The sequence below is a fragment of the Collinsella sp. TF05-9AC genome (assembly GCF_003438495.1).
Classification (GTDB): Bacteria; Actinomycetota; Coriobacteriia; order Coriobacteriales; family Coriobacteriaceae; genus Collinsella.
The window spans coordinates 42967-61466 of record NZ_QSSH01000002.1 but is presented as its reverse complement, the minus strand read 5'-3'; the positions used below and the strand labels follow the sequence as shown (position 1 = coordinate 61466).

General features: G+C 61.5%; 14 protein-coding genes and 1 tRNA gene. All 15 read right to left on the bottom strand.

The window, feature by feature from the left end:
- Positions 1 to 92: 92 nt before the first annotated feature.
- Positions 93 to 2735, bottom strand: a complete 2643-nt coding sequence (locus DXC52_RS00920; protein WP_117745782.1) for an ATP-dependent Clp protease ATP-binding subunit — start codon at positions 2733 to 2735, stop codon at positions 93 to 95.
- A 192-nt stretch (positions 2736 to 2927) separates the two neighbouring features.
- On the bottom strand, positions 2928 to 3617 hold the full coding sequence (locus DXC52_RS00915; protein WP_117745781.1) for a TetR/AcrR family transcriptional regulator: 690 nt from the start codon (positions 3615 to 3617) through the stop codon (positions 2928 to 2930).
- Positions 3601 to 8040: an acyl-CoA dehydratase activase gene (locus DXC52_RS00910; protein ID WP_117745780.1), complete on the bottom strand. Its 4440-nt coding sequence runs from the start codon at positions 8038 to 8040 to the stop codon at positions 3601 to 3603. The genes DXC52_RS00915 and DXC52_RS00910 overlap by 17 nt, the downstream gene beginning before the upstream one ends.
- Positions 8041 to 8321: 281 nt before the next feature.
- Positions 8322 to 8870 carry a hypothetical protein gene (locus tag DXC52_RS00905; RefSeq protein WP_055285230.1) on the bottom strand — a complete coding sequence of 183 codons (549 nt, stop codon included), beginning with the start codon at positions 8868 to 8870 and terminating at the stop codon, positions 8322 to 8324.
- Between the two features lie 313 nt (positions 8871 to 9183).
- Positions 9184 to 10752: a threonine/serine exporter ThrE family protein gene (locus DXC52_RS00900; protein ID WP_199409403.1), complete on the bottom strand. Its 1569-nt coding sequence runs from the start codon at positions 10750 to 10752 to the stop codon at positions 9184 to 9186.
- A 321-nt stretch (positions 10753 to 11073) separates the two neighbouring features.
- The gene (gene lysS, locus DXC52_RS00895) at positions 11074 to 13038 is read right to left on the bottom strand and encodes a lysine--tRNA ligase (RefSeq protein ID WP_117745779.1); all 1965 of its coding nucleotides are present in this window, start codon (positions 13036 to 13038) and stop codon (positions 11074 to 11076) included.
- 78 nt (positions 13039 to 13116) lie between these two features.
- Positions 13117 to 13587 (bottom strand): transcription elongation factor GreA, encoded by a 471-nt coding sequence (gene greA / locus DXC52_RS00890; protein ID WP_006234960.1) that lies wholly within the window; start codon positions 13585 to 13587, stop codon positions 13117 to 13119.
- Positions 13588 to 13693: 106 nt separating this feature from the next.
- Positions 13694 to 13969, bottom strand: a complete 276-nt coding sequence (gene tatA / locus DXC52_RS00885) for a twin-arginine translocase TatA/TatE family subunit (protein WP_158554565.1) — start codon at positions 13967 to 13969, stop codon at positions 13694 to 13696.
- Positions 13970 to 14081: 112 nt separating this feature from the next.
- Positions 14082 to 14158 (bottom strand) — tRNA-Pro (locus DXC52_RS00880).
- Positions 14159 to 14195: 37 nt separating this feature from the next.
- Positions 14196 to 15104 (bottom strand): 4-(cytidine 5'-diphospho)-2-C-methyl-D-erythritol kinase, encoded by a 909-nt coding sequence (gene ispE / locus DXC52_RS00875; protein ID WP_233504705.1) that lies wholly within the window; start codon positions 15102 to 15104, stop codon positions 14196 to 14198.
- A 2-nt stretch (positions 15105 to 15106) separates the two neighbouring features.
- Positions 15107 to 15403 carry a Veg family protein gene (locus DXC52_RS00870; protein ID WP_006234957.1) on the bottom strand — a complete coding sequence of 99 codons (297 nt, stop codon included), beginning with the start codon at positions 15401 to 15403 and terminating at the stop codon, positions 15107 to 15109.
- A 183-nt stretch (positions 15404 to 15586) separates the two neighbouring features.
- A complete protein-coding gene (gene dtd, locus DXC52_RS00865; RefSeq protein WP_055286755.1) occupies positions 15587 to 16033 on the bottom strand; it encodes a D-aminoacyl-tRNA deacylase in 447 nt (148 codons plus the stop codon).
- Between the two features lie 3 nt (positions 16034 to 16036).
- A complete protein-coding gene (rdgB, locus tag DXC52_RS00860; protein WP_117745777.1) occupies positions 16037 to 16678 on the bottom strand; it encodes an RdgB/HAM1 family non-canonical purine NTP pyrophosphatase in 642 nt (213 codons plus the stop codon).
- 145 nt (positions 16679 to 16823) lie between these two features.
- On the bottom strand, positions 16824 to 17549 hold the full coding sequence (gene rph, locus DXC52_RS00855) for a ribonuclease PH (RefSeq protein ID WP_117745776.1): 726 nt from the start codon (positions 17547 to 17549) through the stop codon (positions 16824 to 16826).
- A 54-nt stretch (positions 17550 to 17603) separates the two neighbouring features.
- Positions 17604 to 18488, bottom strand: a complete 885-nt coding sequence (gene murI / locus DXC52_RS00850; RefSeq protein ID WP_117745775.1) for a glutamate racemase — start codon at positions 18486 to 18488, stop codon at positions 17604 to 17606.
- Positions 18489 to 18500 lie beyond the last annotated feature (12 nt).

Below are 18500 nucleotides of genomic sequence, written 5' to 3'. Positions count from 1 at the left end.
CAGTATAGCAAAGCAGATTGAAGCACATTTCAATAGAAACGGGGGCGCCTCCTTATCGGAAACGCCCCCGTTATACAAGGTATGTTTAATCCCTACAGCGCACCAGAGCCGGCTTGCATCATGCCGCCGGGGCCCGAGGTCACGCCGCCGCTCACGGGCGCGGCGTTGCCGGTGTGCGGTGCCGCCGGGGCGGTATCGCCACCGAGCGTGCCCGCCGGACGCGGTGCCGGGATCTCGCCCGTGCCGTGGCTAAAGACAAACTTGCCATCGGCCACGTCGCACAGGACGGTATCGCCCTCGCCCCACTCGCCGGCCAGAAGCTCCTCGGACAGCGGGTCCTCGATGAGCTTTTGGATGGCACGGCGCAGCGGACGCGCACCGTTGGTGAGGTCGGTGCCCTCGGCCACGATCTTGTCATAGGCCGCGTCGGTGAGCTTGATGTTCATGCCGTTGGCAATCAAACGCTGACGCAGGTCGTCCACCAGCAGGTGCGCGATCTTGGTGAGATTCTCGCCCGAGAGCTTCTGGAACACCACAATGTCATCGATACGGTTGAGCAGCTCGGGGCGGAACAGACGCTTGAGCTCACCCATCGCGCGACCACGGATCTCACTCGACGTGAGACCCTGCTCGCCGGTGGTGCCAAAGCCAACGCTCGCATCCTGCGCAATCTCGCGGGCGCCCACGTTGGACGTCATGATGATCACGGTGTTGCGGAAGTCGACCGTCTTGCCCTGGCTATCGGTCAGGCGGCCCTCCTCCAGCACCTGCAGCAAGATGTTGAAGATATCGGGGTGCGCCTTCTCGATCTCGTCGAACAGCACGACCGAGTACGGGTGACGACGAACGGCCTTGGTGAGCTGGCCGCCCTCGTCGTGACCGACGTAACCCGGAGGGCTACCGATGAGCTTGGAGACCTCGAACTCGCTACCGAACTCGGACATGTCGAAGCTGATGAGTGCATCCTTGCTGCCAAAGAGGTACTCGGCGAGCGTCTTGGCGAGCTCGGTCTTGCCCGTGCCGGTGGGACCCAGGAAGATAAAGCTGCCGCCGGGGCGACGCGGATCCTTGAGCGGCGAGCGGCTGCGGCGCACGGCCTTGGCAACGGCCTCGACAGCCTCATCCTGACCGATGATGCGCGTCTTGAGCACGCTTTCGGCTTGCAGCAGGCGACGGCTCTCGCTCTCGGTAAGCGAGGACACCGGCACGCCCGAAGTCACGGACACGATATCGGCGATCTGGCTCACGTCGATGGTGAGCGGGCTGGCGTCGAGCTCGGCCGTCCAGGCGGCCTTGGCCTCGGCGAGCTCAATCTCGGCAGCTTTCTGCTGCTCGGTGATCTCGGCGGCCTTGTTCATATCGTCGCTCTCGGTGGCCTCCTGCGCGGCGGCCTTGAGCTCCTCTATGCGATGCTCGGCCTCACGCACCGGCTCGGGCGCGCGATTCGCGGCGATGCGAGCGCGGGCACCGGCCTCGTCGATGAGGTCGATGGCCTTATCGGGCAGGAAGCGATCCTGTATGTAGCGGTTGGAAAGGTTCGCGGCAGCCTCGATAGCACCCTGCGTATAGCGCACATGGTGGTGCTCCTCGTAGCGCGGCTTGAGCGCGGTCAGGATCTTGACCGTGTCCTCGACGCTCGGCTCCTCGACATCGATGGTCTGGAAGCGACGCTCGAAGGCCGGGTCCTTGGTGAGGTACTTGCGGAATTCCTCGGCCGTGGTGGCGCCGATAATCTGGAAGGCACCGCGCGCAAGTACGGGCTTGAGCATGGAGCTCGCGTCGATGGAACCCTCGGCAGAACCGGCACCGATGATGGTGTGCATCTCGTCGATAAACAGGATGACGTCGTCGGCTTCGGTTGCCTCCTGGATCACGTTCTTGAGGCGCTCCTCGAACTCACCGCGATACTTGGCGCCCGCGACAAGACCCGGCAGATCGAGCGTCCAGATATTCTGGTTCATGAGGTTCTCGGGCACGTTGCCGGCTGCAATCTGCTGAGCTAGGCCCTCGACGATGGCCGTCTTGCCCACGCCGGGGTCGCCCAGAATGAGCGGGTTGTTCTTGGTGCGGCGCGAAAGAATTTCCATCATACGCTGGACTTCCTTTTCGCGACCAATTACAGGGTCGAGCTCGCCGTCGCGCGCCTTCTGCGTGAGGTTAGTCGCGAACTGCTTAAGCGTATCGGTGCCACTCCCCTTTTGCTGAGAGGCATCCGAGCCGCTAAAGAACGGCAGGCCCGCACCGGGACGACCAGCACCGGCGCCGGCGAGCGGACGCTTCTTGTCCTGGTCCTTGGCGGTGAGTTTCTCGATAGCCTTTTTGATAGAGGCGGACGACACACCCAGGCGCATGAGGATGTCCATGGCCATGCCGTTGCCCTCTTCGACGATGCCGATCAGCAAGTGCTCGGTCGACACGTAGGTCTGGTTATTCTCACGCGCCACGCGGAATGAACGCTCCATAACGCTAATGACGAGCGGCGTAAAGGCGAGCTTAGCCGCCTCGGTCTCCTCACTGGGCTCGGGAACCGTGGTCTGGACCTCCTTGAGGGTGTCCATGATGTCGTCGTAGGAGATATCAAGCGAGCGCAGTGCCTCGGCGGCAATGCCCTCATCCTCCTTGGCAAGCGCGAGCAGCAGGTGTTCGGTGCCCACCTTATTTGAATGAAGATCGAGCGCCTCCTGCTTGGCCATGGACATGACCTTACGCGCTCGATCGGTAAATCTATCTAACATGCTCGTTTCCTTACATGAGTTCATCGCAATCAAAACGCCCGCCCGTCGGCGGCGCTTTTGTCTCTTTACCCACAGGTTGTCTATGTTAACAGCTGGAGGAATATCTATAAACCCGGCTCACATGAATGCAGGTTATGACCGCATCGCGGGACTCACCGCGCGATGCGCGACAGGCGCCCCGCAAGAGAAACCCTAGGCGTCTTTCACCACGTCGGGACTCGTCGCACGCGATGCGCGATAGGCATCGGCCTCCTTGGAGACGCGTTCGAGCAGCTCGGATGTATCGACGCCCTCGACTTGCGCGACCGTTTCCACCGTCTGCATGGCGACCGCCCTCAGGTACGCGCACGCGCTGTCCCCCAGCTGCTCGAGGTCTATCTCCTCGCCGCCCTCCCGGGCAAAGCCGACCGCCATCACAAAGCCCATGATGCCCGAGACCAGAAAGCCCACCGCAAAGCTCGAATCTGCCTTGAGCTCTTCTCCGTCGGGGTGGACGATCTCTCTCACGCGGTCGATGATGATCGTATGGATGCCCTGCACGACCTGCTCGGCGGCACCCGCCCTCATGGTGATGACGATGCGCCGCAGCAGGCAGCGGACGCCGCGCCGGTCGAACGCCGAAAGGTCGCCCTCGCTCGAAAAATGCCAGAGGGCATCGGTGATGAGCTCGTTATCCTGCAGCAGCTGGGCTATGGCGATGGCGACGAGTTCATCGAAATCGTGAAAATAGTAGTAAAACGTTCCGCGATTGCACTGGGCGGCGCGGGTCACCTCGCCAACCGACAGCTCGAAGATGCTGTTGTTCTCGATGAGCTCCCAAAACGCCTCGATGATACGGGTGCGCGCATCGGGCGCATCGGCGTCCTTACGCGGTCTCGCCATGCGCCTCACCGCACCCCTGCGCCTTGGCGTTCATGATGAGCATCTGAAGACGGTTCTCCACGTTGGCGAAGCTCACGTCGGGATCGTAGTCGAGCGGCAGGAACTGCGCCGTGGGATACTGCTCCTTGAGCGCATGGATGAGCCCGCGCCCCACGACATGGTTGGGCAGACACCCGAACGGCTGCAGGATCACGAAGTTGCGGCAGCCGCGCTTGGCGTGCTCGAGGATCTCCGCCGGAATCAGCACGCCCTCGCCCGCATCGAACGTATGGTGCAGGATCTTATCGCTCGCGCGCACGAGCTCGGGCATGCGCGTCGGCGGCTCGTAGAGCGGGCTCGCCGCGCCCAGGCGGTCGCAACGGTCGTGCGCGAGCTCGAACAGGTTGTCCGCCGTGGCGTACCAGGCCTTTTCGGGCAGCGACAGGTCGACGTGGAACTCGCGCGACTGCGCATGCTTGTAGAAATAGGTCTTGCGGATCACGTCGGTCATGCGCGCCTCGATGACCTCGAGCCCGTTGTCCTCGAGGTAGCGCTCGATCTCGTGGTTGGCGCCGAGATGGAAATTGAGCAGGTACTCGCCCACGATGAGAACGGTCGGATGCGGGTTCGAGCGGTCGTACGGAACGGCGTCCATGATCGCAAGCGCGCGTTTGAAGCCCGTCGCCTGGCCTCTCAGCCCGGAGCGCTCCATGCCCTCGATAACCTCATCGAGCGCGCGGTCGAACGCAGCGTCCGCCGCGCCCTTCTCGAGCTCGTAGGGACGGATGCGCCTAAGCATGGCCTCGAGGGCATCGATCATGGGAAGACCGTAGGCGATCTGGATGCTCGGGCCAAGGCCGAGCTTGAAGCCCGGATGCGCATTGTGGGCATCGACGTCGTCGTTGGTGAGCACCGGGACATAGTCGTATCCCGCGTCGTCGAGCGCGCGGCGCAGCAGGGGCATGTAGTGCGTCAGGCGGCAGTCGCCGATATACTTGCCAGTCACCACGGCGACGTCGTGCGGGTCGTACTTACCGCTCTCGAGTGCCGCGAGCGCCTCGCCGATCACGATTTGCGCGGGGAAGCAGATGTCGTTGTGCACATAGCGTTTGCCCAGGCGGATGGCATCCTCGCGCCCGATATCAAGGGCCTCGGCGCGCACGCCCTGATTGCGCATCGCCGCGGTCATGAGCCTGCAGAACGCATGGGAGGTGTTGGGGACCAGCGCGATCTTGTCGTGCCGGTCGCGCTTGGTGTACTTGACCTTATACGGGTCGTCGAGCGGATGGACCGCGTGCACCCGGGCGCCCTCGGCACGCTCCTCCGCGCGACGACGGTTGACCGACTCGATAAACGAACGCACGCGAATGCCCATGGGACCGGCGACGTCGCTCTCATCGAGCTTGATCATCATCGGAACCTTGGAGCCCATCTCGCCCATCATGCGCGCGATCTCGTCGGTGAGATACGCATCGTGGCCGCAGCCGAAGCTGCCCATCTGCACGAGCTCGAGCTCGGGCGTCGATGCGACGATGACCGCGCACGACAGCATGCGCGCATGGTAGTTGTTCACGATGTCGATGCGGCTGTTGGAAAGATCGACGTTGCAGACCCCCGGCACCGCATCGGGCGTCAGCACGGGGATGCCGCGCTCAGAGAAGAGCTTGGGCAGCCCGTGGTTGACCAGCGGGTCGTTGTGGTACGGGCGCGAAGCGATCACCACCGCGTAGCCGCCGTCCTCGTGCACGTTCTCGAGCACCTGCCCGCCGCGCAGCTGCAGCTGGTTCTCAAACGTCTGCTGCGCGCGGTCCGCCTGCTCGGTCGCCTTGGCAACCAGGTCGGCATCGACATCGAAGGTCTCCTTGCACCACGCCTTGAGCTGGCGGTTTCGGTCGCCCTCGTCGTACCAGTGGAACAGCGGCGTATCGAACGGAACGCCGAAACGCTCCTCCGGGTTATCGGAATTGCGCATCACGTAGGGGTATCCCTTTACGACGGCGCACATCCACTCGCTGGTAGAGGCGGTGTTTTCGGTGGGCACCGTCGTGATGATGGGCATGAAGATGCGGTCGACGCCGGCGTCGACGAGATTGCGGATGTGCCCGTGGACGAGCTTGGCCGGGAAGCACACGGTGTCGGATGTGACGTGCGCCAGACCGCGCTCGTACATCGCCTTGGTGCTGCGTCCCGAGACGCGCACCTTAAAGCCGAGCGCGCTGAAGAACGTCGACCAGAACGGCATGGTGTCCCAGAACTCGAGCACACGGGGAATGCCGATCGTGACATCGCGCCCCCCGCAGACGGGAACCGTGGGGTACGACTCGAACAGCAGCTTCTCGCGGTCGACAAAGAGATTGGGGGCAGCCGCGGTCCGGTCGCGCCCCGTGCCGGGTGCCTGTGCCTCGCAAGCACCCTGCGGACGCAGCTCCTCCGCCGCGGGAACCTCGCGCACGAGCTCATCCCATGAGATGGCGCCGCCGCGCGGGCAGCGATTGCCCGTGACGTAAAGCGAGCCGTCGCCAAATGCCACGACCGCGCGCTGGCAGCGGTTGTTGCACCGACGGCAGGTAACGCCGCCGAACTCGCGATGCTCGAAGCGCTCCACGGCATCGAGCCCGATAAACGACGTGCCGGCGTCGCCCTTGCGGCATTCCTCGCGCGCGAGCAGGGCGATACCGATAGCGCCCATCAGCCCCGGGTGGGGCGCACGCGTGACGGGTTTGCCCAGATACTGCTCGAATGCGCGCAGCACCGCGTCGTTTCGGAACGTGCCGCCCTGGACGACGACTTTGTCGCCCAGACGGTTGAGATTTGAAACGCGAATGACCTTGGTGAACACGTTCTCGATAATCGAACGGCAGAGACCGGCCATGATGTCGCCCGGACCCTTACCGCGCCGCTGCTCGGAAACGACGCTGCTGTTCATGAACACCGTGCAGCGGCTGCCGAGAACGGCGGGGGCTTTGGACGAAAATGCCTCGGTCGCGATATCCTCAATGGCTATTCCGAGGTTTTTGGCAAAACCCTCGAGGAACGAGCCGCAGCCCGCAGAGCACGCCTCGTTGACGACGATATCGGTCAGCACGCCGTGGTTGAGCCAGATGGCCTTCATATCCTGTCCGCCGATGTCGAGCACGAAGGTCGCATCGGGAACGCATGCGCACGCGGCGCGGGCGTGCGCGACCGTCTCGACCGTATGGTAGTCGGCGTGGAACGCGCGCGCGAAAAGCTCCTCGCCGTATCCCGTGGTGCCCACGGCATCGATCGCAAGCGTGACTCCCGCTGTCTCCCAGCGGTTCTTCAAGCTGACAAGACCCTGTTGGGCGACGTCGAGCGGTCTGCCGTTATTAGACGCGTAGAACGAATCGACAAGCTCACCCGCCTCATCGACCAGGGCGAACTTGGTCGTCGTGCTCCCCGAATCGATACCGAGCGCCACACGCACCGTCTCTCCGGGCGCATACGCATCCGGACCCTTTGCCGGCGTCTCTTTGCCATGGCGTGCCGTAAAATCCGCCTGCTCGGCAGGTGTGGCAAAAAAGGGCTGGGCAAGACGTCCCTCCCCGCTTGCGGGCGCGACAGTCTCGAGCTTATCCAGCCGGACAAAAGCGTCGGGAAGGTCGATCGGTTGGGACGATGCGAACATGTCGGTCAGCGACAGGGCGGCACCGCGCGCGACCATGATCTGCGGATCGCGCGGGACGATAACCTGATCGTCCGATAGATCCAGTTGCTCCCGGAACACGCGGACCAGCGTGGGGTTGTAGGCGAGCGTACCGCCCTCGAAGATTACCGGCGGCTCGATGTCGATACCCTGGGCCAGACCGCCGATCGTTTGGCGAGCGACCGCGTGAAGCGCCGAAAGCGCCAGGTCGGTGGTAGGAATGCCCTCGTTGAGCAGCGGCTGGATATCGGTCTTTGCGTACACGCCGCAGCGGCCCGAGACCTCGTGGACGGTCGTTCCCCGGCTTGCGAGCTGCTCGAACTCGCCCGATTCGGTGCCGACCCCCATGAGCTTTGCCATCTCGTCGATAAATGCACCGGTACCGCCTGCGCACGAGCCGTTCATGCGCATGTCGGCAACCTCGATGTCTCCCTTATCGTTGGTGCGGAAGAAGATCATCTTGGCGTCTTGACCGCCCAGCTCGATGGCGCAGCGCGTCTGCGGATAGAACCTGCTGATCGCGAGCGCGTTGGCGACCACCTCCTGAACGTACGAGGCGCCCAGCGCGGTCGCGATATCGCGCGCACCCGAGCCGGTCACCGCAACGCGCAGCGACTCATGGGGAAAGCGCTCGGCGAGCTCGCCGAGCATGGCGCGCACGCTCGCTGTCTGACACGCCCCGTGGCGGCGATATCCCCACCACGCCTCGGTCATATCCTCGTGCATCGCGTAAACTTTGGTCGTCGTCGACCCTACGTCCAGTCCTACTAGCAACGCCATAATGCTCCGTCTCTCGCATTTTTCCTGCTAGAGATATACCACTCTACGTAATACAACAGACTGTTGTATTTAAACTCCGTATAAAACGCGGCTGCCGAAACGCTTCAGCAGCCGCCGAATTCACCAACAGATTGTTCTGCGCGCTAGCACGTCGGGCAACGGAGCAGCACGGGCCCTCCGGTCATGCGCACCGCTCACGCCCGCGATGTCGCCGAGAGAGCTATCCACGCTTAGGGCTCCAACCAAGCAAGTCGCCCGCGCTCAGCAGATCCCTAAGCGAGCTACTCGCACTCAGGAGCCATAGCCTGCTCCAAGAGCTCGGCATGCTCCTCCTCGAAAACCGTCCCCACAGGGAAGGCGCGACGGAAGACGAAGTGGGAAATCGGACCGGCTACCAAAAGGTTCCACGGCAGCGCCATCACAAAATTATGCGGGATGTTGATCATCCAGATCGCGGGCACGGAATACAGGTTCGCAAGGATGCCGCCGGGCATGTGCGTCAGACCCTCGCAGGCACCGTAAAGCGACATGATGATGACCATGGGAACGACCATGCAGGAGCTGACGGCGAGCGTCATGGCAAGTGGCGAGCTCTTGCCCGGCGTGACCAAGTACTTAAAGGCGAAACCCTTGGCGAGCGGGCTGGCGACGAACCAGTCGCAGCACATGGCAAAAATGTAGGCAACGGGGAAGCCGAGCCACGCAGCGGCAACAACCTCGCCGTTGATGGCCCCGTGCTGTAGGGCAACGTTGTAGATGCTCATCCAGAGCACCATGCAAAAGCACATGATAAAGGTGAACAGCAGGCTCTCTCGTTTGTTGATAGGCATAAAGGGCAGATTCCTCTCTGTGTTGTGCCGCGGCGCCACGCAACAAAAACGGGCGGGCAAGATGGAGCTGTTGGAACTTCATCTCGCCCGCCCGTGGTACGCGCGTCTGCGACTACTTATGTGGTGGAACCAGCCTAGCACGAAACGCATGCGCTTCGTAAGCGTTGAGTTTATGAAGATGCAGGGCACCGATAATCCCCCGACCCCCTAAGTTGCGGTGGAATACGGACTGTTTTGACCCTTTAAGCAGCAATTCAGTCCCTATTTCACCGCAACTCATTTGGTGCAAAGTAACATGTCCCCCTTGCACCAATTAGCTGGTGTGGCGCCAGCGAGGGTCGGTGAGTGTACGTGCCACACCCAGACCAACGGGCAAAAACGCCACGATGAGCACTGCACGCACAAACCAACCGAGCATATTGACTGTGTCGAAGGTGCACATGTAATACATCGAGCGATACAGATACAAACCCGGCACCATAATGACAATCGAAGGCACCGTGAGAGCGATACGCGGGTAGGTGAGCTTGACTTCGGCCAAGCTTGCCAGCAGACCCGATACCAGCGCGCCGATAAACGCTGCTGCCTCGGGAGGCATTCCCGTGCTGAGGCCCAGGAAGGGAATCATCGTCGGCGCATCGACGAGCGTAAGGCGCAGGGTATTGGAAACGGCGCCGATCAACCCAGCTGCCGCGGCCATCTTTACTGGGCTGTTGAACATCACCGAGAAGCCGAATACGCCAACGAAGCTCATCACCACGCGCAGGAGCGTAAGGGCAAGCGGCGAAAGGCCGAGCGGGGCAAAATCATCCGGTGCCAGCCCCACACACTCGGCAACCATCCAGCCCACAAGGGTCGCCATCACAATAATCGACACGGCATACGAAAGACGCTCAATGCCGCTTCGCATATCGAGCTTAGCGATGTCGAGGCCTGCCGTAATGAGGGGAAAGCCGGGAATCACGAAGAGCATGGCGCCGATATAGCCTTCTTGGTGCGACATTGCCCCCGGTACGACCTGGCCAAGGCCGAGCAATGCCAGCAGATACGAAACGCAAGCGAGCGCAACGCCCGTCGTCAGCGCGCTAAACTGGCCAAGACCCTGCTTGAGAATATGGGAGCGAGCAAAGTTACCGACACCAGCGCCTACGAATGCGCAGGCCATCTCGATAGGGCCGCCGCCGAGCAAAAAGACGAAGGCGCCGCAAGCACAGGCTGCCGCAAGGCCCTGTTGCCAGGGAGCGTAATCGGGTTTTGAGCTCTCAACGGTCCTGAGCATCTCGTGGTACTCGTGTACCGTGAAGCGGCGACCATAGGTCTCGATTTCCTTGAGGAAACTCTCCATCATCCAAATGCGATGGGTATTGACTCCCGTTGTGGGCAGGCTGACAACCTCGTTAAAGCAGTGGCCATCTTCGATGCAAGTACACTCAAACGACAGAAGGCTCAGGTCGACGTGAATCGTGACGCCGAGTACGGCAGCAACACGATTCATGGTATCGCGCACGCGCCAGGCACCTGTTCCGCTTGCCAGCATAAGCATGCCGGTGCGGCAGATGATGGATGACTTATCGGTGAGCGGCGCATCGACGGCAAGCTCATCGCCTGCCGTCACGATCTGGTGCCAGTCAGTTTTCATATGGAGCGCGCCGGCACGAACGCCGTGGTGCATGGGGGCTCTCGAAAGCAGCGAGTCAAGGCGCGAAGGCTGTGGGGGCTCCGTTAATTCGCCCTCGTCCTCGTCGGGCTCTTCATCGACCAGATCAAATGAGTCAAGCGATGCCGGCTCGCGACGATCGATTAGCTCCTCATCCTCATCATCAAAGTAATTGAACTGATCGAGCATGTCCTCTTCGATTGCGCGCTCGCTCGCATCGTCCATCCCGGTGCTCCCTTCCTATCGACTAACCCCCATCCTAGACAGCGACGGCTAAAGGAAACATAAAAGAGACGACTGCCGCGCCAGCCATGTGCACAATAGCCGTTGGGTAGTCGTTTAAGAACGTCCACAATGACTATTGACAGCCAAGGCAACGCCGATGCCTTGGCAACGACAGCGAAAGCCCGCCAGAGCGAGCAAGGTGCCTTGAAACAAGGCGGCATTGACCTTTTGGTCATGCCGCCGAAGTTGAAAGGCAGATTGCCGCTCTGGCGGGCTTGCAGCGTCAACTGGTTACGGCGTTTGGCAAAACGCCGTAACCCCCTAGTACATCTTTGCACCGGCGGGGATGGAAGCGTCGAGCTGGATCAGGTTGAGGCGCTCCTGGCCCTCCTCCTCGTGGATAGCGCTGATCAGCATTCCGCAGCTGGGAATACCCACCATCTTGCGCGGAGGCAGGTTGGTGATGGCGAGCAGAGTCTTGCCGACCAGGTCCTCGGGCTCGTAATAATCGTGAATACCGGAGAGGATGGTGCGGTCGGTGCCGGTGCCGTCGTCGAGTGTAAAGTTCAACAGCTTCTTAGACTTCTTGACGGCCTCGCACGCCTTAACCTTCACAGCGCGGAAATCGCTCTTGGAGAAAGTATCGAAGTCGACGAACTCCTCAAACAGCGGCTCAACGGCGATCTTGGAGTAATCGAGCGTGGGCTTAAGCGACTTAACGAACGGGCTCGCGGCGTTGCCGGCCTCGGCAGCCTTGGCGGCAGCGGCACCGGACTGGAAACCCTTCTCGGGCTTCATGTGCGGGAACAGCAGGACGTCGCGAATGGAGGCCTGGTTGGTAAGCAGCATGACCACGCGGTCGATGCCGATGCCGATGCCGCCCGCAGGAGGCATACCGTACTCGAGGGCGCGCACGTAGTCCTCGTCGTACTCCATGGCCTCATCGTCGCCACCGGCCTTCTCGGCCATCTGGGCAGCAAAGCGCTCAGCCTGGTCAACCGGGTCGTTGAGCTCGGAGAATGCGTTGGCGTACTCGTGGCCGGCGATAACCAGCTCAAAGCGGTGGGTCAGACGCGGGTCGTCCTCAAAACGCTTGGCGAGCGGGCTGACCTCGATGGGATAATCGCACACAAAGGTGGGATTGACGATGGTGTCCTCGCCCAGCTCGTCGTAGATCTCGGCGATGATCTTGCCAGCAGTCCACTCGGGCTTAATCTCCAGGCCCTTCTCGCGCGCGGCGGCGGCAAGCTCCTCGACTGGCGTGTCGATGGTGACCTGCTCGCCGAGCACGTCAGAGACAATATCGGTCATGGAACGGCTTGCCCACTCACCGGAAAGATCGATGGTCTGGCCCTGGTACTCGATAACCTCGGGGTTGCCGATGGCCTTGTTGGCGGCCTTGATGACGCCCTGGGCGAGCGCCTTCATGCCCTCGAGATCGGAGAAAGCACGATAGGCCTCCATCGTGGTGAACTCGGGGTTGTGGGTGAGGTCCATACCCTCGTTGCGGAAGATGCGGCCGATCTCGAAGACGCGCTCAAAGCCACCGACGATGCAGCGCTTGAGGTGCAGCTCGGTAGCAATGCGCAGGTAGCATTCCTGATCGAGCGCGTTAAAGTGCGTGATGAACGGCTTGGCCGTAGCGCCACCCTGGATAGTCTGCAGAATGGGGGTCTCGACCTCCATGTAGCCGTCGGACTCCATAAAGCGGCGGAAGGTGGAAAGAATCTGCGAGCGCTTACGGAAGGTCTCGCGAACATCGTCGTTGGCAATCAGGTCGACATAACGCTGACGATAGCGGGTCTCTTTGTCGGAGAGGCCATGGAACTTCTCGGGCAGCGGGCGAACGGCCTTGGAGAGTAGTTTCGCGCTCTTGGGGGCGACGGAAAGCTGGCCACGCTTGGTGCGCACGACCACGCCGGTCACGCCCAGGATATCGCCAAGATCGAGGGCCTTGAGCGTATTCCAGGCTGCCTCATCCATGTCGTTGATGCGGCAGAACAGCTGAATCTCGGCGGTAGCGTCGCGCACGACGATGAACATGATCTTGCCCTGACCGCGCTTGGCGACCACGCGGCCGCCGATCTTCACGACGTCCTCGGTGTCCTCGCCATCGGCAAGCTCGGCATACTTAGCCTCGATGTCGGCAACGTAGTCCTCGATCTCGGAGTGCTCGGGATAGGGGTTCTGGCCCGCCTCGAACAGGGCGGCGCGCTTGGCCAGGCGCGTGGCGCGCTCGTCGTTGAGCGTCGATGCCTGCTCGGCGGCGTTCTGGTTCTCTGCCATAGTTAGCTCCTCAAACTAAAACGCTCCCCAGGATTCGGTCCCGGGGAGCGAAAACATACCTTTACGCGGGACCGTGGTCTAGCGTGCGATCTTTGCGATAGTGTAGACGCGGGTCTTGCCCGAAGGCGTAACGACCTCGACGGAGTCACCCTCGCCGTGACCGATGATGGCGTGGCCGACCGGAGACTCGTTGGAGATCTTGTGCTCGAGCGAGTTAGTCTCGGTGGTACCGACGAGCGTGACTTCCATGACCTCACCGTTGGGATCAATCAGCGAAACGGTGGAGCCGATGGAGACGGTCAGATCACCCGTGGTGGCAGCAACCTGGGCGTTGGCGAGAATAGCCTGAATCTCGGCGATGCGAGCAGCATTCTGGGCCTGCTTGTCCTTGGCGGCATCGTACTCGGAGTTCTCCGAAAGGTCGCCGAACGCGCGGGCTTCCTTGATGTCCTCGACGATCTCCTTGGCGTAATCGCCCTCACGCCAAGCGAGCTCTTCGACGAGCTTCTGGCGGCCCTCAGCGGTCAGTACGATCTGGCTTGCGTCCATACGGATATCTCCCCAACTATGATGTAACGATCAACTGTCAACAAAACGAAAAAGACCGGCTAGCCTGCGGGCAAGCCGGTCAGGTGCTCACCCCAAAGGGATGGGACTACTCTGCGTCCGCGTCGCTGTCCTCTGCCTGCTTTTTCTTGGCAGCAGCGAGCTTGGCCTCGAGCTCTGCGATCTCCTTGTCCTCCTTGGACTCCTCGACCACAACGTCCTCGGCCTGTTTGGTTTCGCCCTTATCGTCGCCCTCCATACCCTCGCGGATATTCTTGACGGTAGAGCCGAGGGACTTGCCGAGCTTCGGCAGGTTCTTAGGCCCGAAGATGATCAAGACAACGACGAGAATAATGATGAGCTCAGGAGCCCTCAGTCCAAACATGTAGACCTCCACAATACAGCGAGACAAGCTCGAATGAGTATACCGCGGGTGTCGCGGTATCACAACACTAGCTAAAAAAAGGGACCGCAAGAAGCGGTCCCTCCTCATGCTCTGGTCGGGTTGACTGGATTTGAACCAGCGACCCCTGCGTCCCGAACGCAGTGCTCTACCAAACTGAGCCACAACCCGTTAGCTTGACTATAGTAACAAAGATTTTCGCCGTGTGCTAGAGAAATTTATATTTCTTTGGCGCGTCGATTTGAACCGTGTTGGGAATAAGCTCAGTCGCGCAGGCCCACCAGCCATTTTGCTGGGCAGCTTCCGCAAGATAGACTGCCGTAGCGGCGGTATCGCAGATGGCAAACGAACAGGCACCCGACCCGCACACGTCCACAGCAACGGTTCCCTCCTGCGCGCTCAGCCAGTCGAGGACCGTCTGGATCTGCGGCTCCATCTGAGCGGAAATGACGCCCAGATTGTTATGAACGAGCGCATATGCCGCCTCGGCGTCGCCGGCGCGTAAGACAGAAGCAATCGCACCAGGCTTGTCTGCCGGTACCGGGTTCTCATCAAATCGTCGATACGCTTCAACCGTTGAAACGCTCGCCTCGCGCGGCTTGATCAGCACAACGGGCGTTGCGGGCAGCGCGGGATACTCAGTTGCCAGCACATCTCCCCCGCCCACGTAGAACGCGGGACTCGCGTGCAAAAAGAATGGCACGTCGGCACCGATACCGCGAGCGATGTCATCGAGCGCAGGATCGGTGCGATCAATACCCCACAGCTCCGCCAAAGCGACAATGACCGCCGCGGCGTCCGTCGAAGGACCGCCCAGACCAGCACACAGCGGAATGTGCTTCTCGATCGTCACGCAAACGTTGGCCTCCCGACCATAACGCTCAGCCATAGCGAGCGCAGCACGATAAGCCGTATTCTTTTGCATGGGAAAGTCGGATGCCGGAACCGTCTGGACGGCCAGCTCCTGCGCCGGGGCGACCGTCACGATATCGGCAAGACTGACGGCTGCCATCAGGGAATCGACCTTGTGGTAGCCGCGGTCGTCACGCTCGGTATGAACCCCCAGGTAGAGGTTTATCTTTGCCGGCGCAGAAAGGGTCAGGGACCAATCGGTCACCGTTAGTGCTCCTCGAGCTGATTGCCGAGCGGGGTAAAGATGTGCTCGCCGCTCTCGGGGTCGAACAGTTCGACCTGACCGGTAAGGACATCGATATACTGGTAGGACTGACGCGATTTGCGGCCGCGGCGCTCGTCGACCTCGACGATAAAGACGGCGGGGTGAACGCTCTTGATGGTGCCCATGCGCTCGACGACGCGGGTACGGCCCATGTTGGCCTTAACCTTGACGCGATCGCCCACCATATCGGTCAGCTTCTCGTGGATGTCGTCGACGTGATTGACTTCCATCTCTTCCATGAACAGAGCCTCCAGAAGGTGCAATTCAAAAAGGGGATAATACCCCTAAGATAGACAAAACTCTAATACTATAGCACCCTGCTGCCGCCATACGCAAGTAGCTAAATAAGCCCCGTCCCAAATACGTACCAGACGACAATCTCGCATGACCAGTTGTTACGCGGTTTGGTAAAACCGCGTAACCTAAAGGTTGTCGGTGTCCAGGACGATGGTGAATGGACCGTCGTTGACCAAGTCGACTTTCATATCGGCGCCGAAGATGCCATGTGCTACGTGTTCGACATCTTGACGAACAAGCGTCAGGAAGTACTCGTAGAGCTCGTTGGCGACATCGGGGGCGCCGGCATCCGTAAACGATGGGCGGCGACCGTGGCGGCAGTCGGCGAACAGCGTGAACTGCGACACCACGAGCACCTCGCCGTCGACATCGGCAAGCGCCAAGTTGGTCTTGCCGTTCTCGTCCTCGTTGATGCGCAGCCCGCGGAGCTTGCCCCACAGCTTATCGGCCTCGGCACGCGTATCGCCATGGCCCACACCCAGCAGCACCAGGTAGCCGCGTCCAATGCGGCCCACGCACTCGCCGTCGACCGTCACGCCGGCGTTGAGTACGCGCTGCACCACCGCGCGCACGGCCTACTCCTCGCCCGTCAGCTTGGCGGACAGATGCTCGAGCGCATGGAATCGATGGCTGATGGCGTTCTTCTCATCCGCCGTGAGCTCGGCCATGGTCTTGCCCGGCGTGTCGACCGGCAGGAACAGCGGGTCATAGCCAAAGCCGTGATCGCCGCGGCCCTCGTGCGCGATAACGCCCTCGCAAGCGCCCTCGCCATAGGTGACCAAGCCGTCCGTGTCGATGAGCGCAACGACGCTCATAAAGCGTGCGGTGCGGTCCTCATCTGCCACGCCTTCCAGGTTAACGAGAAGCTTGGCGTTGTTGGCGGCATCGTCTCCGTGCACGCCCGCATAGCGCGCGCTATACACACCGGGCTCACCGTCCAGCGCGTCGACGACCAAGCCCGAATCGTCGGCAATGGCCATAAGGCCCGTCTCCTCAACCGCAGCCTGCGCCTTGATGATGGCGTTCTCCAAAAACGTCGTGCCGTTTTCCTCGGGATCGTCAAAATCACCCAGCTGGCCGAGCGCCACAAAGCGCACCTCGGGCATGACCTTGCCCAGAATGGCCTCGATCTCGGTGAGCTTATGGGCGTTGCCTGTTGCCACGACGATAGTCGCCGCCGGGTCGAGGGTGTCGATGTCAATCTTCTCAAGTGCCATAGCTGGCCTCCTTGTCTCTATAGCAATGCCGTGTTGAGGACGACGAGGACCTCGGCCTCTCTCCCCTCTCAATCAACGGCAGTCTTATACTTCGACGTTTTCCCAGATAAAACCTACCAAAATAAACCTGTCCCTTTTTGGCAGGTTAGACGATGGCTTGGCGCTGAAGCTCGATGAGCTCGGCGATACCCTTGTCGCCCAGGTCGAGCAGGGCGTTGAGGCGCTTGCGGTCGAAGGGCGCCTGCTCGCCGGTACCCTGGAGCTCGATCATCTCACCGGTGTCGGTGGCGACGAGGTTCATGTCGACCTCGGCATGGCTGTCCTCGGAATAATCGAGGTCAAGCAGCGTATTGCCGTCGACAACGCCCATGGAGATGGCAGCCACCTGGCCGGTAAGCGGGATGCGATCGATCTTGCCCGCCTCGACCCACATGGCGAGGGCGTCGTGCAGCGCCACCCAGGCGCCGGTGATGCTCGCTGTACGCGTGCCGCCATCGGCCTGAATCACATCGCAGTCGACGGTGACGGTGTACTCGCCGAGCGCCTTCATGTTGACGACGGTACGCAGGCTGCGGCCAATGAGGCGCTCGATCTCCATGGAGCGACCCTTGCGGTTGGCGTGCTCGCGCTTGCAGCGCTTGCCGGTCGACGCCGGCAGCATGGCGTATTCCGCGGTCACCCAGCCGGCCTTAGCTCCCTTTCGCCAGCCCGGCACGCCCTCCTCGATAGTGGCGGCGCACAGCACGCGCGTGTCGCCGAACTCGGCCAGGCACGAGCCGTGGGCGTGCTTCATGACGCCACGGGTGAGCTTAACGGGGCGCAACTCGTTGGCGGCGCGACCGTTGGCGCGGTTGACCTGCATGTACTCCATAGAAATATCCTTTCGGCAAAAGATGTGGCGAAGGCTTTGGCGGCTGCCTTACATCTATTTCAGCTCATCGATATCGATGTGTTCGATGCTCTTGAGCGGCTGACCAAAGATAAAGCTGCCCGCCACCGCAAACTCGGCAATGTTATCGGCCGTCGTGGCAAAACGATGCTGCGGCTCGGCGGCGTCGCCCGCCAGCTGCTCGCGGCGCGTGAGGATATCGGTCAGCTCGCGCGTGGTCTCCTCGGCGGAACTCACGACGCGCACCCCAGGCCCCAGCGCATGCCGGATAGGTCCCACCAACAGCGGAAAATGCGTACAGCCGAGCACCACGGTATCGATACCGTGGTCGCGCAGCGGCTCAACCGTGGCACCCACCAGCGCACGCACGGCAGGCGTATCGAAGATGTCCTCGTTCTCAAGCCACTGTTCCTGCAGATGTGCACCCGAGGCGAGCTCGTGTTCGACAACCTCGACAAAGCTCGAGGCAGGACAGCCGTATACATCGACGCCGGCATCTAGATCCTGAATGGCGCGCGTGTAGGCGCCCGAGCGAATGGTGAGGTTGGTGGCGAGCACGCCCACACGACGCGAGCGGGTGCTGTTGATTGCCGCACGGGCACCCGGCGCGATCACGCCGATCACGGGAACGTCGAGCACCTGCTGGGCCAGACGCAAGGCCGCAGCGGTCGCCGTGTTGCAGGCGATGACCATAATCTTGACGTCGTGCTTCGAAAGCCAACGGCCCGCCTGCAGCGCAAACGAGCGCACTTCATCCTCGGTGCGCGTGCCGTAGGGGCAGCGCTTGGTGTCGCCAAAGTAGTAGACGGACTCGTGCGGCAGCGCCGTCGCAATCGCGCGCGCAACCGTCAGACCGCCCAAACCAGAATCGAACACGCCAATCGGGCGCGTGTCGCCTGCCGGATTCTCGATATCGGACATTACCTCACCAGT